The sequence below is a fragment of the Dorea sp. AM58-8 genome (assembly GCF_003464045.1).
In the GTDB taxonomy this organism is placed as follows: domain Bacteria; phylum Bacillota; class Clostridia; order Lachnospirales; family Lachnospiraceae; genus Claveliimonas; species Claveliimonas ammoniilytica.
In genome coordinates this window covers 57,999-82,892 of sequence record NZ_QSDM01000004.1, presented here as the reverse complement: position 1 = coordinate 82,892, position 24,894 = coordinate 57,999, and the positions used below count along the sequence as shown (strand labels likewise).

At 44.6% G+C, this 24,894-nt stretch carries 27 protein-coding genes, 1 pseudogene and 1 riboswitch; of the genes and pseudogenes, 7 read left to right on the top strand and 21 right to left on the bottom strand.

Features of this window, described 5'->3' with window-relative positions:
- The first annotated feature begins 32 nt into the window (after positions 1 to 32).
- Together DXA18_RS04735 and DXA18_RS04730 are read left to right on the top strand one after the other, a co-directional pair.
- Entirely contained in the window at positions 33 to 632 is a 600-nt protein-coding gene (locus DXA18_RS04735; RefSeq protein ID WP_118382908.1) for a flavin reductase, read from the top strand.
- A 36-nt stretch (positions 633 to 668) separates the two neighbouring features.
- Positions 669 to 1,093: pseudogene (locus DXA18_RS04730) on the top strand (bacteriohemerythrin).
- A 37-nt stretch (positions 1,094 to 1,130) separates the two neighbouring features.
- On the opposite strand, the gene DXA18_RS04725 reads toward DXA18_RS04730, so the two are convergent.
- From DXA18_RS04725 to DXA18_RS04705, 6 genes are all read right to left on the bottom strand, one after another.
- Positions 1,131 to 1,718 carry a GNAT family N-acetyltransferase gene (locus DXA18_RS04725; RefSeq protein WP_118382907.1) on the bottom strand — a complete coding sequence of 196 codons (588 nt, stop codon included), beginning with the start codon at positions 1,716 to 1,718 and terminating at the stop codon, positions 1,131 to 1,133.
- A gap of 279 nt (positions 1,719 to 1,997) precedes the next feature.
- Positions 1,998 to 2,696, bottom strand: coding sequence for an RNA polymerase sigma factor region1.1 domain-containing protein (locus DXA18_RS04720; RefSeq protein ID WP_118382906.1), 699 nt, complete (start codon positions 2,694 to 2,696; stop codon positions 1,998 to 2,000).
- 110 nt (positions 2,697 to 2,806) lie between these two features.
- The gene (locus DXA18_RS04715; RefSeq protein WP_118382905.1) at positions 2,807 to 3,433 is read right to left on the bottom strand and encodes a 4Fe-4S binding protein; all 627 of its coding nucleotides are present in this window, start codon (positions 3,431 to 3,433) and stop codon (positions 2,807 to 2,809) included.
- 4 nt (positions 3,434 to 3,437) lie between these two features.
- Positions 3,438 to 4,079 (bottom strand): ECF transporter S component, encoded by a 642-nt coding sequence (locus tag DXA18_RS04710; RefSeq protein WP_118382904.1) that lies wholly within the window; start codon positions 4,077 to 4,079, stop codon positions 3,438 to 3,440.
- Complete coding sequence (locus DXA18_RS15615; protein ID WP_158567089.1) at positions 4,072 to 4,263, bottom strand: hypothetical protein; 192 nt, start codon at positions 4,261 to 4,263, stop codon at positions 4,072 to 4,074. Before DXA18_RS15615 ends, DXA18_RS04710 begins: the two co-directional genes overlap by 8 nt.
- Positions 4,248 to 4,372: riboswitch (FMN riboswitch) on the bottom strand. It overlaps the preceding gene by 16 nt.
- Before the next feature lie 120 nt (positions 4,373 to 4,492).
- On the bottom strand, positions 4,493 to 5,725 hold the full coding sequence (locus DXA18_RS04705; protein ID WP_118382903.1) for a threonine/serine ThrE exporter family protein: 1,233 nt from the start codon (positions 5,723 to 5,725) through the stop codon (positions 4,493 to 4,495).
- 292 nt (positions 5,726 to 6,017) lie between these two features.
- Here DXA18_RS04705 and DXA18_RS04700 point away from each other — a divergent pair, with 292 nt between their 5' ends.
- Positions 6,018 to 6,257: a hypothetical protein gene (locus tag DXA18_RS04700; RefSeq protein ID WP_118382902.1), complete on the top strand. Its 240-nt coding sequence runs from the start codon at positions 6,018 to 6,020 to the stop codon at positions 6,255 to 6,257.
- A 76-nt stretch (positions 6,258 to 6,333) separates the two neighbouring features.
- Here DXA18_RS04700 and DXA18_RS04695 read toward each other — a convergent pair whose 3' ends face one another.
- Together DXA18_RS04695 and moeB are read right to left on the bottom strand one after the other, a co-directional pair.
- Positions 6,334 to 6,861: a phosphatase PAP2 family protein gene (locus DXA18_RS04695; RefSeq protein WP_118383022.1), complete on the bottom strand. Its 528-nt coding sequence runs from the start codon at positions 6,859 to 6,861 to the stop codon at positions 6,334 to 6,336.
- Between the two features lie 25 nt (positions 6,862 to 6,886).
- Positions 6,887 to 8,014, bottom strand: a complete 1,128-nt coding sequence (gene moeB, locus DXA18_RS04690; protein ID WP_243007037.1) for a molybdopterin-synthase adenylyltransferase MoeB — start codon at positions 8,012 to 8,014, stop codon at positions 6,887 to 6,889.
- Between the two features lie 252 nt (positions 8,015 to 8,266).
- Here moeB and DXA18_RS04685 point away from each other — a divergent pair, with 252 nt between their 5' ends.
- On the top strand, positions 8,267 to 8,791 hold the full coding sequence (locus DXA18_RS04685; RefSeq protein ID WP_118382900.1) for a nitroreductase family protein: 525 nt from the start codon (positions 8,267 to 8,269) through the stop codon (positions 8,789 to 8,791).
- Between the two features lie 3 nt (positions 8,792 to 8,794).
- Here DXA18_RS04685 and DXA18_RS04680 read toward each other — a convergent pair whose 3' ends face one another.
- On the bottom strand, positions 8,795 to 9,160 hold the full coding sequence (locus tag DXA18_RS04680) for a cysteine hydrolase family protein (RefSeq protein ID WP_118382899.1): 366 nt from the start codon (positions 9,158 to 9,160) through the stop codon (positions 8,795 to 8,797).
- A gap of 54 nt (positions 9,161 to 9,214) precedes the next feature.
- On the bottom strand, positions 9,215 to 11,428 hold the full coding sequence (locus tag DXA18_RS04675) for a hypothetical protein (RefSeq protein WP_118382898.1): 2,214 nt from the start codon (positions 11,426 to 11,428) through the stop codon (positions 9,215 to 9,217).
- Between the two features lie 194 nt (positions 11,429 to 11,622).
- Here DXA18_RS04675 and DXA18_RS04670 point away from each other — a divergent pair, with 194 nt between their 5' ends.
- Positions 11,623 to 12,336, top strand: coding sequence for a LytR/AlgR family response regulator transcription factor (locus DXA18_RS04670; protein ID WP_118382897.1), 714 nt, complete (start codon positions 11,623 to 11,625; stop codon positions 12,334 to 12,336).
- A gap of 12 nt (positions 12,337 to 12,348) precedes the next feature.
- On the top strand, positions 12,349 to 13,617 hold the full coding sequence (locus tag DXA18_RS04665; RefSeq protein WP_118382896.1) for a sensor histidine kinase: 1,269 nt from the start codon (positions 12,349 to 12,351) through the stop codon (positions 13,615 to 13,617).
- Between the two features lie 3 nt (positions 13,618 to 13,620).
- Here DXA18_RS04665 and DXA18_RS04660 read toward each other — a convergent pair whose 3' ends face one another.
- The 11 genes from DXA18_RS04660 to DXA18_RS04620 all read right to left on the bottom strand — a co-directional run bounded on the left by DXA18_RS04660 (position 13,621) and on the right by DXA18_RS04620 (position 23,887).
- Positions 13,621 to 14,742 carry a uroporphyrinogen decarboxylase family protein gene (locus tag DXA18_RS04660; protein ID WP_118382895.1) on the bottom strand — a complete coding sequence of 374 codons (1,122 nt, stop codon included), beginning with the start codon at positions 14,740 to 14,742 and terminating at the stop codon, positions 13,621 to 13,623.
- Between the two features lie 46 nt (positions 14,743 to 14,788).
- Positions 14,789 to 17,098 (bottom strand): pyruvate formate lyase family protein, encoded by a 2,310-nt coding sequence (locus DXA18_RS04655; RefSeq protein WP_118382894.1) that lies wholly within the window; start codon positions 17,096 to 17,098, stop codon positions 14,789 to 14,791.
- Between the two features lie 39 nt (positions 17,099 to 17,137).
- Positions 17,138 to 17,899, bottom strand: coding sequence for a pseudouridine-5'-phosphate glycosidase (locus tag DXA18_RS04650; protein ID WP_118382893.1), 762 nt, complete (start codon positions 17,897 to 17,899; stop codon positions 17,138 to 17,140).
- Positions 17,881 to 18,930 carry an ADP-ribosylglycohydrolase family protein gene (locus tag DXA18_RS04645; RefSeq protein WP_118382892.1) on the bottom strand — a complete coding sequence of 350 codons (1,050 nt, stop codon included), beginning with the start codon at positions 18,928 to 18,930 and terminating at the stop codon, positions 17,881 to 17,883. Before DXA18_RS04645 ends, DXA18_RS04650 begins: the two co-directional genes overlap by 19 nt.
- Positions 18,920 to 19,975, bottom strand: a complete 1,056-nt coding sequence (locus tag DXA18_RS04640) for an ADP-ribosylglycohydrolase family protein (RefSeq protein WP_118382891.1) — start codon at positions 19,973 to 19,975, stop codon at positions 18,920 to 18,922. Before DXA18_RS04640 ends, DXA18_RS04645 begins: the two co-directional genes overlap by 11 nt.
- A gap of 126 nt (positions 19,976 to 20,101) precedes the next feature.
- Entirely contained in the window at positions 20,102 to 21,208 is a 1,107-nt protein-coding gene (locus DXA18_RS04635) for a sugar ABC transporter substrate-binding protein (RefSeq protein WP_118382890.1), read from the bottom strand.
- Positions 21,209 to 21,243: 35 nt separating this feature from the next.
- The gene (locus DXA18_RS04630; RefSeq protein WP_243007036.1) at positions 21,244 to 22,029 is read right to left on the bottom strand and encodes a carbohydrate kinase family protein; all 786 of its coding nucleotides are present in this window, start codon (positions 22,027 to 22,029) and stop codon (positions 21,244 to 21,246) included.
- A complete protein-coding gene (locus DXA18_RS16055; RefSeq protein WP_243007035.1) occupies positions 21,987 to 22,187 on the bottom strand; it encodes a hypothetical protein in 201 nt (66 codons plus the stop codon). The genes DXA18_RS04630 and DXA18_RS16055 overlap by 43 nt, the downstream gene beginning before the upstream one ends.
- Positions 22,187 to 22,888, bottom strand: coding sequence for an ABC transporter permease (locus DXA18_RS04625; RefSeq protein ID WP_243007034.1), 702 nt, complete (start codon positions 22,886 to 22,888; stop codon positions 22,187 to 22,189). The genes DXA18_RS16055 and DXA18_RS04625 overlap by 1 nt, the downstream gene beginning before the upstream one ends.
- Positions 22,828 to 23,133, bottom strand: coding sequence for an ABC transporter permease subunit (locus DXA18_RS16050; protein WP_243007033.1), 306 nt, complete (start codon positions 23,131 to 23,133; stop codon positions 22,828 to 22,830). The genes DXA18_RS04625 and DXA18_RS16050 overlap by 61 nt, the downstream gene beginning before the upstream one ends.
- Position 23,134: 1 nt before the next feature.
- The gene (locus tag DXA18_RS04620) at positions 23,135 to 23,887 is read right to left on the bottom strand and encodes an ATP-binding cassette domain-containing protein (protein WP_118382889.1); all 753 of its coding nucleotides are present in this window, start codon (positions 23,885 to 23,887) and stop codon (positions 23,135 to 23,137) included.
- Positions 23,888 to 24,179: 292 nt separating this feature from the next.
- On the opposite strand from DXA18_RS04620, the gene DXA18_RS04615 reads away from it, so the two are divergent.
- Positions 24,180 to 24,863 carry an RluA family pseudouridine synthase gene (locus tag DXA18_RS04615; protein WP_330424406.1) on the top strand — a complete coding sequence of 228 codons (684 nt, stop codon included), beginning with the start codon at positions 24,180 to 24,182 and terminating at the stop codon, positions 24,861 to 24,863.
- The last annotated feature ends 31 nt before the right edge of the window (positions 24,864 to 24,894 follow it).

Here is a 24,894-nt window from a genome sequence, read left to right as displayed (position 1 = left end):
AAAAAGTGATTCAATAACACGAGGTGATTTTCATGAACAACAAGGCAATGTACAACTTATCTTACGGACTCTTTGTATTAACCGCACGGGAAAATGAGAAAGACAACGGCTGTATCGTAAATACAGTGGCACAGGTCACCACTTCTCCGAATCGAATTCTCGTGGCTGTGAACAAAAATAATTATACCCATGGCATGATTCTTCGGACGGGTGAATTTAATGTTTCCATCCTGACGGAACGTGCTGCATTCAACACATTTAAGCACTGGGGATTCCAGAGTGGTTCCGATGTAGATAAGGCTGTCGGCATCACCTTCAAACGTGCAGATAATCAGATTATTTATCTCGTAGAAGAAACCAACGCCTATATCAGCGCCAAAGTCATCTCCACCACGGATCTCGGAACACATACCTTATTCCTTGCCGATGTAACAGACGCAGAAGTATTGTCCGATGATCCATCCGTAACCTACAGCTATTACCAGCAGCATATCAAGCCGGCACCGGCGAAGACTGCAAAAAAAGGCTATATCTGTACCGTATGTGGTTATATCTACGAAGGAGAGCCATTACCGGAGGATTTCATTTGCCCGATCTGCAAACATCCGGCATCCGATTTCAAACCGTTGTAAAAATAAAACGATTGTATTCATAAAGGAGAACCGCTTATGACAAACATTACATTTGACGATAATTTAATCACTGGAAACGATACCATTGATACCCAACACGAAGAACTGATCAACCGCATTCAACAATTCGTAGCAGTCTGCGAATCCGGCGATGGCAAAGTCAAAGCCATTAAAATGCTGGATTATCTGGACGAATACACCAACTTCCATTTCCAGGCCGAAGAAGAATTGCAGAAAAAAGTATCCTACCCAGAGCTTGCAAAGCATCAGGAAAAGCATGATGAATTTAAGAAATCTATCCAGGAATTATATGATTTTCTGAATGAGAACGAAGGTCCGAACGAGCAATTTATAGAACAGGTGAAAATCAACGTCGTAGACTGGCTCTTCAAACATATCAAACTTTCGACCGGTCAGTTGCAGAATATATACACCTTAATAACAATGCGGAAAGATTATAAACACCAAAAGCAATAAGAGGAGCAAATGCCCCTCTTATTACTTCTTTGCAAATAATTCAACTATCTTATCCGTGTATTTCTTCACATATATCACAAATGTCCAGATTCCAAAATAATGCTTCATCAATTCATCGCATTCTTTCCTGGTAATCTCCGGCTCTCTGTCTGCCACACACATGGCATCATACATAACGATGCCTTCCTTCACCTGGAACGGCAGCATCTTGAATCCGTTACTTTCATAGAATGCCTTACGTCTCACACGCTGCTCATAATTCTCTGCATTCGGATCCATCTCTTCGATACACAGGAAAATACGACTGTCACTGTACTTTTTCTGAATGGTCTGTAAAATTCTGCCTCCGTATCCGGCTCCACGCTTCGTATCATCTATCGCGAGATAGGATATATAGATGATATCTTTATAATACACATTATATACCAGCCCTATCAGCTCCTCATGATCATATACTCCGTAGAATTCTCCTCTGCCGTCACGCGTCAGCATCTTGAGCATCCAGAATGGTATCTTTTCTTCTCTTGGAAAGGCCTCTTTATATATATCCTTCAGTCCTTTCCGATTCAATTTGTTATTCCTGTATCCGACAAATCTAAGTCCTGACATTCTTTAACACCTCTCGCTTATCATTAGTTTCCAAACATCATAGCACACTTAGAATTGCTTTTCAATCTCTATACACATTCTATATAATCTCGGTAATCTGCCTCGCTGGCAAATAACATATATTCGTCTTCCACGTATCCCATATAACCTTCTGCCGTTGCATATCCTTTCATATTTACACCTCCGCCATTGCCTTGTTTTCAGGCTTTTTTCTCATTTATGGCTTCAGTATAATAAATAAGGTGTCCATTAATACGGACACCTCAAATCTTTTTTCATTTATTCTTCGTCTTTGATTTCTTCTCCGGCAAGCTTCATAATATCTGCCACATCATCCTCGGATATCTGCATCCGGTCTGCAACTTCATCTACAGATACTTTCCTTCCGTACTCTTCTTTCATATTGCGAATGGTCTCGTCAAGATCAGATACCTTTTGCACCATCTTGTCTTCCTGACGCTTCGTCTCACTCTGCGACTCCAGTGTCATCTGCATATCCATGCGGACTTTCTCAAGAATCTCTTCTTCCACGGGCTCGCCTTCTGCTTCACTCATTGCCATCATCAGACTCAGGCTTCCCTCCTGGATCAGATCTCCGATAAATGCGCCCGCTGTGTGCACTTTGATTGCTTCTTCTACTACCTTCGGAAGGTAATAATCCAACATTGCTTCCTGCTCATTCGTCACATCCATGTTGCTGATATCCTGCAAGTACTCTGCCACATACGCCTTTTCCTGCTCGGTAAGGCTGGCTTTCGGATCTTCCTCTTCGGCTTTCTCGCTGGCATGACCTGTATATCCCGCCACCTCAATCTTCTGTGCCATCAAGAATTCTACCACCAGCTCCATCTGTTCTTCCGTAAGATTCTCGTCACGGAAAAATGCTACCAGCTCTTCCTGTGTCATACGGTTACCCTGCGCTGCTGCTTTCGCAAGAAGCTCCGCTAATTTTTTCTGAAATTCTTCTCTGTCCGCCATATCTATAACCTCTCGTATTTGTCCATGTAAATATAATTACCTCAGAACCATATGCTCAATCATGCTCTGAGCGCTAAACCTATTGTAATATGACGCAGACAAACTTTCAACTACATTTCCCCGGCAGTAATTGCTCCGACCGGACAGACCTTTTTGCAATTGCCGCAACAGATACAGGTCACAGGATCGATCACCGCATGCCCGCCATCCATCCGGATGCAGGCGCGCGGACAGGCATTCTGGCAGGCTCCGCAGCCGATACAGCCTTCCTCTACTTTATACGTTTCGCCCTTTACCTGTTCTCCGCCAAATGCGAAATTCTTCTTCTCAATCCGCTCTGTCTGCAACGAGAACCATTCGCCCTGACCACGGAAGATCTGAAATACCGTCAGCACGCCTCGGGATTCTTCCGTCGGGTAAATATCATACATGTACGGATTCTTTTCAAAAAGTTTCGGCAGTAACTCCGGTCCAAGTTCTCTCACCTCTCCGGCAACAGATACCGCCACACTGTGCATGGTATCCGTTCCTTTCAGAGCCGTCAACGCAATATGCGGTGAACAAATCAATCTCTTATAAAATCCCTTTCCCGTGGCAGTCAGAAAATATATACTGTCATCATCACAATCCATCAGGTCAATGGCGCAGGTCACAGGATGCCCATCCTCGTCTGTTGTCGCCATGATAGATGTATGTATTTCCTCTACCACATATCGGAAAATATCTTTAACTTCCACTGAATTACCTCATTCCTTTCATTGCCGGAGATACACGCTTATACACCAGCATCGTAATCACTGATACGATCAGACCTTTAAGAATATTGCCCGGCAGCGCACTGTACAACACTACATCCAGTTTGGTATGGATAAATGGAATCACCTCAGCAAATGATGCAATTACCTGATCAATCGGCATGAAGATCTGATACATCGGAAGCAGCACAAAGTAATTCATAATTGCCGCCATAATACCCATTGCCACACTTCCTGCCACACCGGATACTACTGCCATCTTTCTGGTCTTTTTCTGCTTATAGATCAGTCCTGCGGTAAATACCAGGCTTGCACCCATCAGGAAATTCGCCAGCTCACCGATTCCACCGGTTGAAGTAGACAGTGCCTGCAGTACATTCTTAATCAGTTCTACAACGGTGCCTGCCACCGGTCCTAATGCAAATGTAGTCAACAATGCCGGTACATCCGATGCATCCATTCTGGCAAATGACGGTGCTAACGGCATCGGCACTTCCAGAAATGCAAGGATATAGGAAATTGCCGCCATCAACGCAATTACCGTAAGATAACGCGCCTTGCCTGTGGTCTGTGTACCAACTTGTATTGCCGCTGTTTTTGATGTGTTCTTTTCTGTTGTGTTACTCATGATGTTCTTCCTCCCATTCTTTCAGGGGAGCTCTGTACATAGTTGTGTAATCAATGTCATCTCGTTTGTTGCACGAATAAAGGCAGTCCCATTCGGGGACTGCCTGATCTACATCTTTATACGGATATCGGAATCTCCTGATTCCTTCATCGATATCTGCTCTTCTATGTACATCCTCTTTCATCCGGACTATAACCGTCGGTACTGGAATCTCACCAGTTCGGCTCTGACTGTGTTCAGAGTTCGCAGACTTTACTGCCGGTGGGGAATTGCGCCCCGCCCCGAAGATATTGTATTTTCAAGAAAAGGTTAGCACTTTCTAATCCATGTGTCAACCCTAGATTTTCGCGTAATGTGCAATTAAGAATGGAAGCTGTACTCATAGTATAACTTCCATTCTTTATATTCTCCCATTACATCCTCCTGAGATGATATTCCCTCTTCATTCCATACATAATGCTTCTGGATACTACATCTACAATAATAAATCCAAACGCGATTGCCAGACAGGTTGCAAATAAAACCACGGTCTCGCCAAATGCCTGTGAAATGTCTCCTGCCACACATGCATACATCAGATAATACAGGTTCGGTCCTGGGATCAGCGGAAACACCGATGCTGTCAGGAATATGGTCGATGGCGCCTTATTAACACGCGACATGACAAATGCATAAAATGCCACAAAAATCGCCCCCATCAACGTCGCCAGGAAATTACTTGGTTTTATCGCATATACCACCACATAAATCCCCCATGTAAAAAATGCCCCAATACCACTATACACTACCTGTATTCCTCGTATCTTAAACCACCATGCAAATCCGGTACATGCAATCGTACAGGAAATAAGCTGGATCAGTATACTGTGATTCAGGATGAATGTATCTGTTGTGCCCTCATGGAACATCAGCAGTGCTATCGCGATTCCAAATGCGATACCCGCAGCGCCAAGCATCGAACTCATAATATGTAAAAATCCTGATATAAAGTCACTCTGAAGGATATCCCGGATACCATTTGTCGTACTGAGTCCACTGATCAACAGCATGACGATACCGATCATAATCCGATCCGGATGATCCGCAAGTCCAACCCTGCTTGCCAGAATAATGATGAGTTCCCCCATAAATGCCATCAGCGTATTGTATACCATCAGGTTATCTTCTCTCTTCGACAGCAAGTCACCCACATATACGATCAGAATTGACACAACCGCTGCTACCAGCGCATCCTTCGTATTACTTCCAAAGAATACTGCGAATCCTGTACCACCCATAATGCCCGCCAGATAACGGGTGATCCGCTTCTGCTTCGGTCGGTTCATAACTTCCAGATACTTCTCATGCAGCTCCTTTTCATCCGGTGTATTCTGACAGACATACCGGCAAAGATTGTTCAGATAATCCAGTCTGTCAAAATTCGGTTCTCCTCCATTGACATGACGGATCTGTGTGATAATCTCACCTTCCGGAGTCTCTACCGTCACCTGTATATTACTCGGAATAACAAATACATCCGATTTTACAAACCCATAGCTTCTGCACATCCGATAAAAGCTGTCTTCCAGACGGAAGTTCTCTGCTCCGCTCCTGAGCATCCCCTCTCCAATGTCCAGAATTCCCTGTACGATCTTATAATAATTCATTCCAATTCATCCTTTTCCCAAGTTCTATAACAATTCCATTCAGCCCCTCCATACAAGAAAAACTGTTACTTGCATGCAAGCATGCTATAACAGCCTTTCTTGTGCGAAGGAGCTGAACAGTAACCTTTTATTCCAGATTGTATCATGATTTTTTCAATGCGTAAAATGTATTTATTGGTTTTTTCTATAACTATTTTAAATAACATTATTATTTTTTCTAATATTACTTTCTTTTCCTGTACAGTTATAATGGAAATAGGTATAATAACGCGTTCTGAAAGGAGTTCGACATATGAGAGCATTGATCGTAATTAAAAAAATTGGAAAAAGCTTTACCGAGTTTCTCTGCCGAGACTGGACACCAGCCGAGAAGATTCTCGTAGCCACCTGTTGTGTACTGTACGGAATGATCCACGGCTTTCTGATCTCACCGATAAAAAAAGGTGTATCGATTGGCTGTAATAACGGCAATAACAGTGATAACTGTTACGGCGGTCTTGATGATGATTTCATGTTTGACGACGAGTATTAATCCATTATATCCCCTTATGAATCAGGAGACTGTTCTGCTTATATTACAGACGGTCTCCTGATTTAGGTTCTTATCTTCACCGTTTCCATTTCAAACGTGGGAGCACGCCTTCTTCCAATCGATATCCGATATAGGCCGCAATGCATCCAGTTATAATTCCTCCCAAAATGTCTGTCGGATAATGTACGTACAGGTATAATCTGGAAAATGCGATCAGCACGGCAAGTACCAGTGCCGGTTTCCACATCTTGTTCTCTCCGGCAAGGTAGAGTGCCATCGCTGCCGTAAAGGACGCCGCTGTGTGTCCGGATGGGAACGAATAATCATGTGGTCTTGCGACCAGAAGCTGTATCGATGTATTCACATCAAACGGTCTGATTCGTCCAACCAGATTCTTCAGGATTCCATTGCAAAGCACGACATCCACGCACAGCGCCAGCATCAGAATCACTCCGGTCCGTCTGGTCTTCGGAATAATCAACAAGATTACCGCCAACAGAATCCATATCATTCCTGCATTTCCAAGTTTTGTAATCACGCACATAATCGTATCCAGGATTGGTGTTCGCATATGTTGTATTGCATTTAAGATACTAATTTCCACATCGTTCACTTCTCTCTTTGATAAACTACATCGACTGGATTTCACATCCTTTTCTCCGGTATTCTGCCGCATTGCCCTTCACGCTCTTGATGTCCGCGTCCTTTCCACACACACGGCATCTTTCATTACGATTCGGGAATCTGACAATACGGTTCTCCATCGTCAGTCCGTCAAATACATACATTTTATTGGTCAGCAATTCACCTGCACCGGTAAAATATTTCACCGCCTCCAATGCCTGCACGCTTCCGATGATTCCCGCCATCGCACCGATCACGCCCGCCTGCGAACAGTTCTGGACACTGGACGGCTCCGGTATCTCTTCAAAGATGCATCTGTAGCAGGTACACTTGCCATCCGGCACATAGGTCATTACCTGCCCCTGAAATCTCAGGATGCCCGCATGGCAGAACGGCTTGCCCGCCAGTACACACGCATCATTGATCAGGAACTTTGCTTCAAAATTATCCACTGCATCGATAACAAAATCATACTCCGATATGATCTCTTCGGCATTCTGCGGCGTGATGAATTCCTTATATGCTTTCACCTGAATCCCGCTGTTGAGATGTTCCAACACCTGTTTTGCAGATTCTGCCTTATTCTGATCCACCATCGATTCACTGAAGATGATCTGTCTCTGCAGGTTCGACATACTCACGGCATCCGCATCCATCAGCCCGATCGTGCCAACTCCTGCACCCGCAAGATACAATGCTGCCGGTGCACCTAATCCACCTGCACCTATGATCAGCACTTTCGCATTCTTTAATTTCAATTGTCCATCCATTCCGATCTGCGGCAGAATGATCTGACGGTCATAACGGAGTAATTCTTCTCTGCTATATCCAGAGGTATGTTTCAGAAGCCATGAACGATATCCACCCTTCAGGTTATAAGCATCATATCCCATTTCCCGGAGTTCCTGCGCAATCTCGTAACTGGTCTCACCATATGTACAGTATACAACATACTTTTTATTCTCCTGTAACGGTATCTGTTCTTTCACTACATCCATATTTTCAAACACTTGCGCATTTTCTATATGACCATGCTGATACGCAATCGCTCCGCGTGTATCTATGTAGACAACATTTTCCTTTTTCCAATCTGTGATCTGCTCCAGCGTCACTTCTATCTCTTTTGTATTCAAAATATTTGGCTCCCTTTCGTTCATTTTTAGCTATTTATTGCCCCAAATGGATTGGCAAGATACGATACTCGATTGTCCCATTCAATGATGAGCACACTGATTATCTCTCAACCGGCTCATGCACTCATATCAACAATTATAGGCGAATTTTTCTCGTATTTCAACAGATATGGTACTATGTCAACAGCCCACTTGTTTCACAACTTTCTCTGTGCTACTATGAGCTTATCAAATCGTAAAGGAGATTGTATTATGAGTTTATTAGAAATGCTTCAGAAAAGACACAGCATCCGCAAATACACAGACGCCAACATCAGCGATCAGGATCTGCAGACCATCCTTCAGGCAGGACTTCTGTCTGCATCCGGCCGTGCTGCACGCCCTTGGGAATTTATCGTAGTACGTAACAAAGAAACTCTTCAGAAAATGTCAGAAAGCCGTGTTGGTGCTGCCAAAATGCTTGCCAATGCTAACGCCGCGATCGTCGTTATTGCTGACGAAAGCAAGACTGATGTATGGGTAGAGGATTGTTCCATTGCCATGTCTAACATGCACCTCGCTGCCTCTACACTCGGCATCGGAAGCTGTTGGATCCAGGGACGTCTCCGCATGACACCAAATGACACCACAACCGAAGATTATCTGCGTGACCTGCTCGGCTACCCGGCTGACTACCGCCTGGAGGCAACACTTTCTCTGGGTATGCCTGCAGAAGAAAAAGCGCAGACCGAACTGTCCGCGCTTTCTGCCGATAAGATTCATTATGAAAAATACTAAAGATTATTCATTTATCACATCAATCTGACACATTTTCATGGTTAAAAGAGCCGCCTCATGGCTCTCAGGCGTAACACCTGCACAGCAGGATGCATCTACGGTGATCTTCACTTCCGGGAACTCGGCTTTCAGGATCAATGCGTTCGATACCACACAGATGTCTGTACATAGACCGACCATCTCAATCTCATCAAATGTCCACTCATTCCAATGTGACCATCCAAAATTCGGTTTGTCTATGTACTCTGCGCCGTCCACTTCCAGACCATCCGCGATCATCCATCCCTTCGTTCCCTTGATGCAATGCTCCACCGGAAGCTTCTTGCCCTCCGGCGTCTTTTCTTCGTCAACAGCAAATATCATTTTCATATAAAAATCCCAGGAACTTTAATCGCTCCTGGGATTTAACTTTATCCATTCTTATTATATGGTTCTGCGCCGCCTCAAGATTACACAGATTCCACTCAGCACAGCTGCTGTCATCAGCATTACCCATACACCTGCATGACTGGTATCTCCTGTCTTCGGAACATTCGATACCGGTTTCACATCAGCTTTCTTATCCGCAGCCTTCTTATCCACATCATTCTTTCCAGATGGTTTTGTATTATCTTTCGATGATGCTAACTTCGCAATTGTCTCTGTCTCCAACACTTTTCTGCAGACTGTACACTCTTTGTGTCTGCTGCCTGCTTCTGCTGTTGTCGCTTCTTTATCTACAATCCACTCAGATGATGTATGTGCATCAGCTTCCTGTGTTATCACTTCTTTCGTCTGAGCTGTAAATGCGCTGTTAGCAAATGTTACTGTATACACAGTCTTCTCCGGACTCTTGCAGCCATCCTTTGGTGTTACGCTTGTAACCGCTGTACCGATCTCACTCTCCCGATCATTACAGATCTTACAGGTTCTTACTGCTGTGCAGGTCAGATTATCTTCGTTCCATGTGTATACCGACTCTGCGTAAGAATGTCCATTCGCTGGTATAGTAACCTCAGACTCTGTTGTCTCATTCTGTGCTTCAGCGTCAGAATATATTTTTCCGCATGTACATTTGTAATATGCTTGATGCCCTTCTGTTGTACAGGTTGCTGCTACGGGATCCACTTTCTGAAGATGATTCTTACACACATGACCTAATGGCGCATTGATCGTATAACCACATACCGTACAGGTCTCTGCTTGATCTTCCGTTGCAGCTCCGCTTGATACATGTGCTTCCTTAGCACTCGTCTGTTCACATCCCTCATTCTGGCATTCTTTCCAGTGCCCTGTCTGATCTGATTTCAAGATAAAGTTATGCTCTTTCGCTGGTGTTACAACATTTCCGCAGATTTTACATGTTACTGCGGTAGTACAGTCTCCATCATCTTCATTCGGTGTATGTGATGCATTTATTGTAACTGTCATGCTTGTGCTATTACCGGCAAGGTCTGTCACTGTAATATTGTGCGTTCCGGCTGATAATGTATAAGTTCCGTTCGCTGTAGCAATTACCGTACTTCCATCTTTCACTTCCGCCAGATGACTGTCCTTTACAGTAATCTCCTTTGACACACAGTATACTCCGCCATCCTTTACTCCACTGACTGACGGTGCAGTCTTATCAATCTTATAAGAAATGCTTCCTTTATATATCGTTCCATTTGAATTCTTCTTAATATAAAATATTCCACTGCCATTGTCTGTTGCATCCGTAAATGAAATGCTACTGCCAAACTGACTGGCTGTCTTTCCGATCGTATAACCGGATGCCGCTGTAAGCTTCACTTCTCTGTTAGACCATCCGTTATTATTCACTCCGGATACGACGTACATATTAGATGCGGCATCTTCATAGGTTTGGAATGTTGTATCCTTGCCATTATATCCTTCCGGATAGACGTTGTTGCCGCTATACAGTGCGTATGACTTACCTTCCGCTGACAACACTCCTCCATTGTTGGAAATCGTTCCTATTGCCCAAATACCATAACTGTACCTGTTTGCACCTGTTGCATTCTCTGCTGTCGCTTTTACTCTGCCACCATTCATGGTAAATGAGCCCCTGCACGCAATACCGAAAGCATCTCCTTCCGTAGACGTAGCTGCGCTTGCAGTAATCACACCGCCATTCACAATTATATCTTCCGATATATCAATACCGTTGCTTTCTCGTGCAGTCTTTCCTAGCGCAGTAATTGTACCGCTATTTACAGTCAGACGGTTAGCTTTGATACCATAGCTTACTCTATCCCCACCACCCTTGGTTGTGAGAGAACCATTTCCTTTAATCGTAAGACTGCCTTTCACATAAATTCCACAATTCCAGCAATAGGCATTTGAAAATGTATTATCAACAGAATTGTTACCTATAAGCTCAATTGTCAAATTGGAATATGCATAAATACCTCCACTGTAACTTCCATCTACCCAGCCATCTTTGGAATAACTATAACCATTTAAAGTCAGCGTATTTGTAGTTGGATTATAGCTCCATCCATCCCCGCTTGTTCTGTCACTGGTAACTCTTGCATAGTCAACCACCAGACCATAATCTGTCGCCGCTTTTGCTGTAATCGACAGTCCCGGCAGCATCGTCACGATCATCGCCAGTGCCATAAGACATGCTCCGACTCTTCTCTTCATCGTATTCATCTGTTTTCTCCTTTGAACTTTTTCAAATTCTCCCCATATATACTTCAATATTATACCGTTATTATTGTCATTTTCTCCCTATATAGCGCGAAATGCAATTCTGACGGTGTGAACTGCATACGAATCACATTGAAAGCAGATGGATTTTCATATAAAATAAAAAGAGATATTATGCAAAGAATTGGAGTAAAATTATGCTTAAGATAGCCGTATGCGATGACAGTCCGCTGTTCTTGGAACTCGCAATTAAATTTATTAATAAATGGTCAGAAGAAAGACAGTTCCCGGTCAGCATCTCTTCTTACAACAATGGAGATGACCTGCTTGCTGCCAATGCCGATGAACGCATGGATATCATATTTCTGGATATTATCATGCCTCTTTTGAATGGCATGGATACCGCAAGAGAACTTCGTCAGACAGATAAAGCTGTTAAAATCATTTTCCTGACTTCTTCCCCGGAATTCGCACTGGAGTCCTACGAGGTAAAAGCACAAGGCTACGTTCTGAAACCCATTGTTTATGAACAGCTCAAAGATATGCTTGATGAATGTGCACATGCTATTACCGATGAACCTGCACATATCATCCTCAAAACTTCTTTTGGTTATCAGAAGTTATATCTTCATGACATTGAATATGCCGAAGCACAGAATAAAAAAGTTGTTTTTCACCTTTGCACAGGCGACACACTGGAAGCATCCGAGCCTCTTCATTCATTTGAAAGCAGATTTACAGAAGATAATCGTTTCTTCAAGTGCCACCGAAGTTATCTGGTATATCTGCAGAATGTAGATCATTTCACCACAACACAGATTACAATGAAATCCGGCAGGTCCATCCCGATCGCCCGTGGTTATGCAAAGGCTTTCAAAGAAGCATATTTTGCACAGATGTTCCGGGATTAAGAGGTATTCACTATGCTTACAAATATTTTAAGTCTGATCCATAATGCAACTACATTACTGTTTGGCGTCTATGCATCCGCAGCATTTCTCGGCGTACGTCTTAACCGAAAAAATAATCTTCACTTACTGATTTTTTCCTGTCTCACAGGCGTTGTTTATGCACTTTCTTTTCTGTTATATGGAACATCATTTACCGAACAGGTATATCCTTTGATCATTCATATCCCATTGGTGCTTTTTCTTACACTTTATTATAAATATAATTTCGTTCTGTCCATACTCTCTGTTCTGACTGCTTATCTCTGTTGTCAGATCAGTAACTGGATTGGCATTGCTGCTTTGACTGTATCACATCAAGAATGGATCTATTACAGTGTCCGGATCTGTGTAACTATCATCGTATTTATCCTGCTGATACATTATGTGTCAGACATCACATCCCAGCTTCTCCAAAAGAATGCCAAATCTCTGGCAATTTTGGGCTTTATGCCATTTGTTTACTATATTTTCGACTATGTAACCAGTATTTACACTTCCCTGCTTTATTCCGGGCTTGAGATTGTCGGAGAATTCCTGGGATTTGTACTCTGCATCACCTATCTGATGTTTCTGTTTTTGTACTTTAAGGAATATGAAACCAGCAAAGAAATCGAACAGCGGAACCAGTTAATGGAAATGAAACGAGTCCAGACCGAAAAAGAACTGGAAGCAATCCGCCGTTCTGAACGCGCCGTGTCTATCCTTCGCCACGATATGAGACACTTTTTATCAAGCATTGTATCTTATATTGAAAATGATGAAAATGACAAAGCCCTTGCATACATCCGTGAAGTGATTCACACATCTGATCAAACCGCCATGCAAAGGTATTGTAAAAATGAAATTGTAAACTTAATCCTATCTTCTCACAGAAATGAAATAGAACATCATAAGATTTGTTTTGAATATTCCATTCAGCTCCCGGAAGAATTATCTATTTCGGATATCGATATGACAGCTATTCTTTCCAACGGTCTGGAAAATGCAATTCATGCTGTATCCTCACTTCCGGAAACTGAACGATTCATTAAATTAGACTTACATATAAAAGAGAATAAATTACTATTATCCCTGAAAAACACATATGCCACCCCACCAGAGATTATCGACGGACTGCCTCGGACTTCCGAGATCGGTCATGGATTCGGTACGCGCAGCATCTGGTATGTAACTGAAAAGCTCGGTGGAAATTGCCAGTTTTCTGTTGCAGATAAATACTTTGTTATGCAGGTAATTATATAATTTTCAAAGTACAGCGCTCATCCCTTTCGGCATCTGTCCGATCTGTGCCCCAGCACCGTATTTCCGTGCTGCATAGAAAAACGCATCCATATTCTCAAGAGGTACTCCCATCGATACCTGACACCCTGTATTCAGCATGAACCCTTTTGGGTTCTCTGCTCCGGTACGTAAGGACCCTTTCACAGCCTCGATCACATCATCAATGGTTCCGTTCCGCATCACGTCCACCGGCGGTACATTGCCGGTCAGGAACATCCGATCACCGACAATTCGCTGAAAATCCAACATATTTTCACAGTTATCCACGCTTAGCATTGTAAATCCACAATCTGCGAGATCTTCCCAGATTAGCTTACTGTGTCCGCAGATATGAATCGTAGGTTCCGATCCCGTAATATGAACAATGCCATCGTGAAGCTTCTTCAGATATGGACTGGAAAATTCTCTGAAATACCGCACGCCTAGAATATCTGTAGTAGTAACAGGATCTGAAATCGACCAGGATGTAATTCCCAGCTTTTCATACCCAGCCCGTACATATTTTAGATTACACACAACAATTAATTCTAACAGCCGATGTAACTCCTTCGGTGCCTTCCGCATGTCCCGCAACACATATTCAATCGGTCGCATAGCAATCGCTGTCGTAATCGGTCCTGCCATACCACCACTGTATTTCAACTCTGGAAGTCTCTGTTTCATTTCCCGCACAGTCTCAATCTTCTTCTGCATCCATGGATTGCTTTCCACCTCAAATTCTTCCAAAACGTATAATTTATCATATGTATCTAAAAAACGTCTGCCAATATCATTTTCTCCGCGATCTGATACAATTTCCTCTGAGCCAAGGGCGATTCCCATTCCACGAAGTCCCAATTTGAACGGAATCGATGCATCACCGTATAATTCCTGCTTCTTCCTGAGCTGCGCTGCACGAACATCCAGGTTGTTATACAGATCATGCTTGGAATATCCCCATGCCACACCCAGGGCATCATCCGCTGACAATAACCTGTGCGGAATGCAGTCCACTTCTTCTCCTGCCATGTATGCTTTCATCCGTTCGCCAGGTGTCATTTCCATTTTCTGCTTCACCAATTCTCGGTAAAGTTCTTCCTTTGTCATCCCATAGCCTCTTTCCAAACCTGTAATATCTTTCAACCAAATGCACTTACATCACATGTTCTGTCCGCTTGATGATCTCATCCTGCGTTGCCTTTCTGAGCGAGCAGAAATATGCACTGAATCCCGACACCCGCACGATCAGATCCGCGTAATTCTCCGGGTGCTCCTGTGCTGCCGTAAGTGTCTCCACTGACACTATACTGATCTGTATTTCCATGCCACCCTTATGAAAATACGTCTCAATCAAACTCCGCAATGCCCGTTTCCCGGTCTCTTCTTCTAATAAAGATGGCGTAAATTTCACATCTAATACCATGCCATTGCCAGCTTCTTCCATCGGAAAATTCGTAACCGAATTAATCAGTGCAGTTGGTCCATGGGTATCCTTTCCCTGGGATGCTCCAGACGAGTTAGACAAGGATTCTCCACTCTTTCTTCCGTCTGCTGTTGCGCCTGTGTGCATGCCCATAATAGCATGATCTTCTACTGTATATAATCCCAACCGGTATGGACCACCCCAGTAATTCCGGTATTCCTTCAAAATGTCTGATACCATTCTTTCCATCTTGACCGCGATCCGATCGGCATCCTGTTTTCTACACTGATCGTTACCGTATTTCGGTGCACGCGCTGACATATACTGCAGCATATAATCGGCATTTTCAAAATCATGATCTGTAATCTCCACACATTCCTCCAGCGTAAGCATGTTCTTATCATAGACCACATCCTGGATTGCCGCCAATGCATCTACTGCTGTCCCAATGCCTCCCAGATTAAATCCCACGCCGGTATATCTCGCACCGCCTGCCATAACATCCTTTCTGCTGCCTATACAATCTTCCGTCAGCACAGACAGATACGGAAGGGGATATTTCTCTGCATACAGATGCTCGATGCGGTTCAGATTGCGGATAATCTTTCGTACCCAGTATTCCAATTCGTTCAGATACGCTTGTTCAAGTTCTTCATAAGTTTCAAATTCAACTAAGCTTTTCTGATTCTTCATCCGGAATGTTTTGTCACTACAGGTATCTTTCCCCTGATGTAGAAGCAGGTTCAGAAGCTTTGGCAGATTCAGCCTTGCCAGCTCCGTCATCGCATTTTCCTTCCCCGAAATCGCCATTTCCACGCAGCCTACAAATCCATAATTCCACACATCTTCTTTCAACACACCATTTTTCATCTGCGCTTTCATGCAGCACGGATCATAAAAGAGCGCCGGAAATCCCATGCCCGTTCGGATCAATGCAAGCACTGCCTGCCATGCCTCTTCCGGCATATCATCTGTCCACCGGAAATTCACCGACGGCTGATCCACACGAAGATTTGCTGCAGACTCCAGACACAGGTAAGTCAGATCATTCACCGCGCATCTGCCATCCGCATCACATCCGCCAAGAGTCATATTCTGATAAGCTTTTTTCTGACAGCTGCATTTGAGCCAGAAAGCCTCGATCAATTCACCCGTTTCTTCATAATTAAGTCTTCCTGCATCCACATCCTTTTGGTAAAACGGATACAGATAATAATCAATCCTGCCAAGAGAAATGCCCGATGGAATATTCTCGCAGTACATCATCTCATTGGCAAGCGTCAGTAACTGCAACGCCTCATAAAATGTCTCCGGTGCCTTTGTCTCTATATTCATCAATGCGTCCCGCATTCGTTCCAAACATTCCCTCCTGGTTCCGAATCCGTCGTCATAATCATTATTGTCAATTTTATTATTTCTTTTTAACTTATTTAATTGCCTTTCTGTTTCTTCCAGATAGCGGTGCATGTAACTCATACATGCTTTTAATACAATACAGAACGCATGTGCCGTCTGCTTTTCTTTTTCACTCTGCGCTTTTCCAAGCTGTTCTTCCACCCGCGAGAGCAATGCTCCCCATCCAGTGTTAAGAAGCATCTCATATCCGGCAAGCGTATGTCCCGAATGCCAGTGTTTCACAAGCCAGGTCTCCACAGCATCCGCAAATTCATCCAGCTCATCTGATGCAGATTCTGATTGCAATTCTTTTGTTTCTTCTATTTCTCGCTCCATGTCCATCTGGAACTTCGCACGCTCTGCCGGATCAAAGTCTTCTGATACCTTCATTGGGAAATTCACATTATATGCATACTGAAACAAATACCCTGCCAAAAGATCATCCTCTGGTATAAGAATCTCCTTTTTCGCCAGTGTATTTGCAAATCCATATGCATACTGTTCTTCCACAGATGCCTCCGGGTGTTCCCGGACCGCCTCCCGGTATGCATCATCACGCACCGGAATCTCGGATGTTCTGGCATATTTCTTTCGATTTTCTTTTAATACCTGTATCCGTCTGGTGACGGTCCGTTTTGTTCTCATGTCTTTATCCTTCCTACTATCAATTTACATCCATTATGCTCATATATCTTCTGCAAAGTGCGCATTGGCAATCAATGACTCCAGTTGGATCTCTGACGATCTTCCACCTGTCAATTCATCAATCTTTGCATTCACCGCCGGATGAAAATAGCACCCTTGCTTTTCCTGTTTTTTTCCGTAAATAACTGCATCTTCCAATATACCGCGATCCTGAATCCGTTTCTCTACCGGGATAGGGTTCAGGCACAGCATATGAGGTGTGGCAGTCTTTACCTCAGGAAGTCTTGTTCCAGATGCTTCCCGAGGCAGAAACACATATCCTCCCGGCAGTGTTTCATCAGACACACATACCCGGACACCTGATTTTTCTGCCTGTTCAACCGAGTATAAAAAATCAAACATATCTTTAAATGACGTTGCCAGCATCGACACTTTCGACTGCATCAACGCCCGCAGATCATTGCATTTCTCTGCGCACTGATCTGGCACTAATCCTCCGATTCCACAAGTCACCACAAGCGGAATCTTTCTGTCTTCACACACCCGCATGGCTCCCGATGCGGTCAATGCGCCTGACCTCCCTGCACGAACTGCCTGATCGTAATTAAAATAATTCACGCGCCCATAGTCTGCTGCCCGCTCCCGAAACTCACAGAACTCGTCCACATTTCCTACAATCGTCTGCCTGTGATCCAGCCATGCAATCTTCCATTTTTTATCCAATTCTTGTTTCAAACGCTCACTGCTGATACTTTTCAGGCCATGTGTCAACAGCGCCGACTCTATGATAAATTCTCGCATGCTGATAACACTGCTCCTGCCTGCAGTTCCAGATCAAATCCATTCTGCTCATTTAAGAAATCCAGATAGTCTTCCGGAAAACTCCTGCTTCCGCGAAACGTACCGCACAGCGCTCCCACAATACTTGCGATCGCACTGGTCTCATCTCCGATATTTACTCCATCGCAAATGCATTTCATGCTATCACCGCGCTCTGCGATAAAAATACCGATTGCTGTCGGTACCGTCTCTGCAATCGCCGGTCCGCTTCCGATGCGGTCACGCAGCTCATCAACCGGATTCTTATCGTCTGAAGTATGGAGTGCAAGGTCAATTGCCATATCCAATCGTTTTGCAACCGATGGTCCCGGATACACATGAATATCTGTCCGTTTTCTGGCAAGCGCTTCGCCCTCCCTGCATCCATATTTTGCTGCCTGCACAATGTTGTATACAGTTGCATCATACTTCATAGCCTCGCAGATTGCTGCCGCGATCGCGCATGCTCCTGACACTGACCAGGGATCATCGTGGGAAGATATCGCAATCTCCATTGCATTTTCAATTGCTTTATCCACATTTCCATTGCTGAACAAGCCCGCCGGATACGCTTTTACCGCAGCTCCATTAGAGGACAGTGCATAATAGTGTCCCTTAAACAGCTTATTGCCCAAATGTCCGATATAATCCCAGGTATTCATTTTCTTCTGCCGGTTCATCTCAATAATTGCTTTTCTGGTGGTCATGCCCGCAAATGGTTCAAAATACTCGGTATCTCCCCACTCCAACAGGGATTCCATTGCGATCTCTCTGGTAATCTTACCATCTGCCTGCACGATTGCATTTGTCAACATATACGGTATACTGAATGCATCCGTCACCTGACCCGGCTTTCGTCCTCTCGCCTGTACGTCTCTTGGCGGTTCCTGAAAAGATTCCACACGTCCGCCAAAGATCTCCTTGATCTGTCCGGTAGACTTGGCCTCTGTAGCTGCTCCCATCGCATCTCCCGTCGCTGCGCCCAGCAGGCACCCCAATATCTTATCGTACATTCTGCTCACCCCGTTTCTGTCTGATACCTGCAATCCGCTCTACATCGTCTGCCATTTTACGGATCTCAAATCCATTGATTTTTTCCATTGTCGGTAAGAAATGCTCCGGAAATGCTGCTGATCCCGACAGTGCTCCTGCAATTGCTCCCGCCATGGTCGCTACTGTGTCTGTATCGTATCCCGCATTTACCGCACCGATAATTGCATCCATCGGATTCCCGCTGCCTGCAGCGAAGAAGCCAAATGCACTCGGAATTGCTTCTGCTACATGAAGTCCCATGCCGATCCGCTCTGCAATCTCGACCATTTTCTCTTCCTGTGTCCCCTTGCCAAGTCCGATATCTACCGCCATCTCAATTCGTTTTACTACCGATGGGCCAGCTACATCTCTGCCCATTTCTCTGCCGATGCGTGCTCCCTCTTTCGCACCGTAGATCCCTGCCTGAATAATGCTGTACGCATCCGCATCCGGTGTTACCGCTTCCGCAACCGCTGCTGCCACCGCACTTCCGCCGGAAATCGCCAGATAATTATCATGTGTTACCATGGTTACTACCGCTGCGTCATAGATTGCCTGATCTACATTACCAGGATTAAACAGACCGATTGGTGCAATCTTCATGGCCGCACCGTTGGTTGCCTGTCTCGGAAGTAGCTGGATCGCATCAGATTCCGGTATCTCCTCTCCCTTATAACGGCGAATCGCCATACGAGTTGTCGGTCCCGCAAAACGGTCAAAAAATATCGGGTGTTCTGACCAGTCAATTAATGCCTCTTTTACCACTTCGGACGTAATCTCACCATCGTGGTCGATAATATGTCTGGTAATAAAATACGCCGAACTGAAATCATCTGTTGCCTGCCCCGGCTGGTTGCCTTTGGCAAATGTATCCATTGGCGTCACTTCAAAATCTGTCACCTTGTGTCCGAAATACTGAAGGATCTGTTCGGTCGTCCGGCTCTCAGTTGCTGCTCCCATGGCATCGCCGGCTCCTGCTCCGATCAGACATCCCAGGATTCTGTCATTTAAGCTATACACATTCATCACCTCGCCTCTATTATAGCACGCGGGCAGCCACTGTTCCTGCCCATATGCACGAAAGGGGAGATGTATTACACATCTCCCCCTTATGATCAAGCGGGTATTTCCGCCTCATTACTTTCCTAACGCTTAGTGCCAGTCAGACATCTCAGCTACGTTGTCAGCATTAACCAGTGCCATTGGTGTGCTGTCGCCAATGCTTGTTACTTCCTGTCCTTCCAGGGCTTTCAGCATCATGATAACAGCTTCTCTACCCATAAGGTATGGAGACATAGCTACTGTTGCATCATATGTTCCGTCTTCGATTGCTGCTTTAGCTTCTTCTGTGAAGTCAACACCAACTACCATAACCTGATCTTTCATGTCTTTTTCCTGAAGAGCCTTTACAACACCAAGTGCCATATCATCGTTACCACAAGCGATACCTGCAAGATCCGGGTTAGCTTCGATAATAGCTGTAGCTGCATCATATGCTTTCTGTACGTCGAAATCACACTGCTCAACTGCTACTACATCATAACCGGCTGCCTCAAATGTCTCTTTTGCTCCATCTCTACGAGCGTCTGCCTGTGTACCACCTTCGTTACCAGCGATAACAGCTACCTTCTTGCTGTCGCTCTTGTTATTATCAATGATGTACTGAGCTCCCATTTCTCCCTGAGACTTGAAGTCTACCGTGATCATACCTGTCAGAGATCCGCCGGCTTCTTTCAATGCATCAGCATCCACTTCGTTACCTGTTGTGATGATCGGTACTTCATCCTGATTAGCTTTTACAATACCGGAAATCAGGCAGTCACCTGTCAGTGGAGATACAGCGATTGCTGCGTAATCTTTAACGAGCATATTTTCCAGAATATTCAGCTGTCCAGCTGTATCTGTATCAGAATCCGTTGCCTGCACGTCAATATCTACGCCATACTCTTTGGCTGTGTCTTCGTAACCTTCCTGCATAGTTACCCAGAAAGAGTTAGCCAGTGTACTTTCGATAGCTGCAAGCTTCACTCCGCTGTCTTTCTTCGGCAGTGGTGCAAAGTCTTCGTCTACCTGTGCCATCGCCTGAGTAAACAATGTGTCTTCTCCTGACGCAGCATCTTCCTTTGCGTCATCTTTCTTTTCTGTGTCTTCTGTCTTAGTATCCTCTTTCTTCTCGTCTGAAGAACTGCTTCCGCATCCTGCTACCATTGCGGATACCATTGATACACACAATAAAATGCTTACTAATTTCTTTTTCATTTTGCTCCTCCTTGTTTAACTCTTAGTAAGATTTATTATTCAATGAGGTTCTCCCCCATTAAATGCAATACATCCTGTACGGTTGCACGGCTTCTTGGTCCCGCGATCGTACATTTGACAGCTGCCGTTGCATTAGCGAACTTCAATGCATAAGCTTCGTCTTTTTCTTCTCCAAAATATGAATACAGCAATCCACCGATAAAGCAGTCTCCTGCACCTGTCGTATCTACCGGTTCTACTTCATATGCCGGAGCATGATACTCGTGTTCTCCATCATACCAGTAAGCGCCCTCGCCTCCTGCTGTCAGGATTACTCCTTTTTTTACATGATATTTATCCTGAATCATGCGCATCGCTTTGTAAGGATCTGTCTCTCCGGTCATCTCCTCGTATCCGGCACGTCCACTGATAAATACAGTACACAATTCCATCATCTTCTCAATCTCTTCACGGCTTGTCCCACAAGTTTCCATGAAACTTGGCACACACTGCATATTGTAAATGACAGGCTTACCCTGCTCCAGTGCTTTCTCTGCCAGCCAGATGGCTGCTTTCGGCGAGAACATATCATTGTAGAAAATATCCATGCCATCCATAATATCAGCCGGAAGCTCCTCCGGAGTCAGTGTGCATACCGCATCTCCCGCATTTGCAAAAATACAGTGTTTACCGCCCGGTGCCGTAATAATATAAGTATGCAAGGTAGTTCCTTTTTCTTTTGTTACCACATATCGGTCATCCACATGATCTGCTACCAGTGTCTTACGAAACTGGCTTCCTACCTCGTCATCACCGATCTTACCGGTCTGATATGCTTCCATGCCAAGCTCGCACACGCTACTGATACATTGGATGCGCTGCCGCCCGGAAGCATTTCTTCATGATGAATCAAGGCAAATCCGTCATCCTTTGGAAGCTCATAGCTGTTCAGCACTACATCCATGGCGATCGCGCCCAGTGATAATACTTTTTTGTCCATTATACTTCACTCCTTTTTCTGCGATTGCTCTCCGAAATGAGTACCGCTATTACTAATATCACACCAGTCAGCACTTCCTGATAATGAGAAGATACTGAGAGAAGTACAAGTCCGTTCTTCAGAATATTCAGGATCAGGCAGGCAACCACGGTACCTGCTACATTGCCCTTGCCGCCCTGCATACTGGTTCCTCCGAGAACCGCTGCCGCAATGGCATCCATCTCATATCCCTGCCCAGCCAGCGGCTCTGCCGAATTCAGTCTGGCTGTTACAATCATGCCTGCGATACCTGCGCACAGTCCACAGATCGCATAAATCACTATTTTTAACTTCTTAACATCTACGCCGGAACGATTCAATGCCAGTGCACTGGTTCCACAGAATAGACAATAATTACCAAGCACTGTCTTATGCAGGATCACTGCTCCGATCACTGCGATCAGCAATGACAATACGATCGGCACATTGATCGGCCCGATCTTACCTGAACCCAGGAATGTAAAAATATCCGAAAATCCGTAAATCGGCTTGGAATTGGTCCATACCAGAATCACTCCCCGAAGCACTGTCATACTTGCAAGCGTCACAATAAATGAACTGATCTTACCATACGCTACCAGCGCGCCATTGACCACACCGATCAGGCTGATACTGCAAGTCCTAAAAGTGCAGCCGCCAGTGACGGCACGCCTGCCACACACAGCATACCCATGATCATACCGGAGAATCCAATGATCGCACCTACCGACAGATCAATCTCTCCCATACAGATCACGAATGTCATTCCCACAGACAGCACCAGATAAATAGCTGACTGATTCAGAATATTCCTGCAATTCTTCCAGGAAAGGAAAAATGGCGATGCAATAGATAATGCCATGATCAATACGACCAGTATTGTGATCAGAAAGATCATATATGAATGTCCCTGTAATTTCTTTTTCACGCTAAGCACCTGCCTGTCCCTGTTTTTCTTTTGCGCCTGTAATCATAGACACCACCTCGTCCATGGTCGTCTCACAGGTCTTCATCTCGCCGATCACCCTGCCCTGCCGCATAATACAGATCCGATCCGAAATATCAAATACCTGCGGCATATTGTGGCTGATCACAATTACCACATATCCATCCGATGCCAATCTGCGAATCAGCTTCAGTACTGCATTCGTCTCATTCAGTCCCATCGCTGCTGTCGGTTCATCAAAGATAAACACCTTACCGCCGCGATTCACCAGACGCGCTACTGCTACGCCCTGTCTCTGACCACCACTCAGATTCCCAACCGGAATCGTCACATCCGGAATTCTGATATCCAGATTCCGAAGCAGTTCTTCTGCTTTCTTATTCATTGCCTTCTTTTTCAAAAATCCGAATCTGGAATGCTCATTTCCCAGGAACAGGTTCGATGTCACATCCATCGTATTACCCAGTGCCAGATCCTGATATACGGTGGACACACCTGCCTCGATTGCCCCTCTGGTAGTCAGACCTGTGTATTCCTGATCACCTACTTTGATCTTGCCCTGATCTGGTCTCAATACTCCGGACAGGATTTTGATCAGCGTGGACTTACCTGCGCCGTTATCACCAACGATTGCAAGTACCTCTCCCTCATACGCTGCTACAGACACCCCTCGGAGTGCCTGTACATGTCCGAAATCCTTATGCAATTCGATTGCTTTTAAATATGCCTCACTCATAAAAACCTCGTATATATTGATATTTTCTATAACCCATCTTTTTAATTGGTTTATAACTTTTATATTTTAAAATACAAATCCTTTTGTGTTTCTTTTCACTTCGCACAACTATTATATCACTCGTTTTATAGTCTGACAAATCGGCTTTATCTATAAGTAAGTCGTATTTATTTGTGTTATCTATAAATTTATAGGATTTTTTATAACCACTCTATCACTTGCACATTTTTTGCTACTGTGTTTAAATTAGGTTGGGGCAAAAACACTATCATCATAATAAGGGGAGATATTTATGAGACAGGAATTACAGATATTATATGAAGATCCAGACATTATCGTCTGTTTCAAGCCGCATGGTCTTGCCACCCAAAGCCATCGTATCAGCACTCCTGATCTGGAGCACATGATCCTGAACCATCTGGCTGAGACAGAACACCGTTCTTCTTCACACAAACATAGATCTGCACCGTATCTGGCCGTAGTCCACAGACTGGATCAGCCCGTATCCGGTATTCTGGTATTTGCCAAGAATCCAAAGGCTGCCCGGAATCTGAACCATCAGTTAACAAATGAAGGCTTCGGCAAACACTATATGGCGCTGGTCGACGGCTGTCCGTCCAAAGAGACCGATACACTCGTCAATTACCTTGTCAAAGACAGCAAGAGCAATACTTCCAGAGTATGTGACCACCACACCCATGGTGCCAAAGAGGCACGCTTAAGTTATCGCATTCATTCCAGAGAAGCCGAACAGACTCTCCTGGAAGTCACCCTGGACACCGGACGCCACCATCAGATCCGTGTACAATTAGCCCATATGGCTGTCCAATCGTCGGCGACACCAAATACAATCCAAATGCGCAGAAAAAAGGATGGCAGGAAATCAAACTCTGTGCATACAAACTCGCGTTCCACCATCCGATCACCGGAACTCCGCTGGAATTTCAGGTGCCATTTTCATAAACTATTAACTTAAAATCGGCGATTCCGTAATGGAACCGCGATTT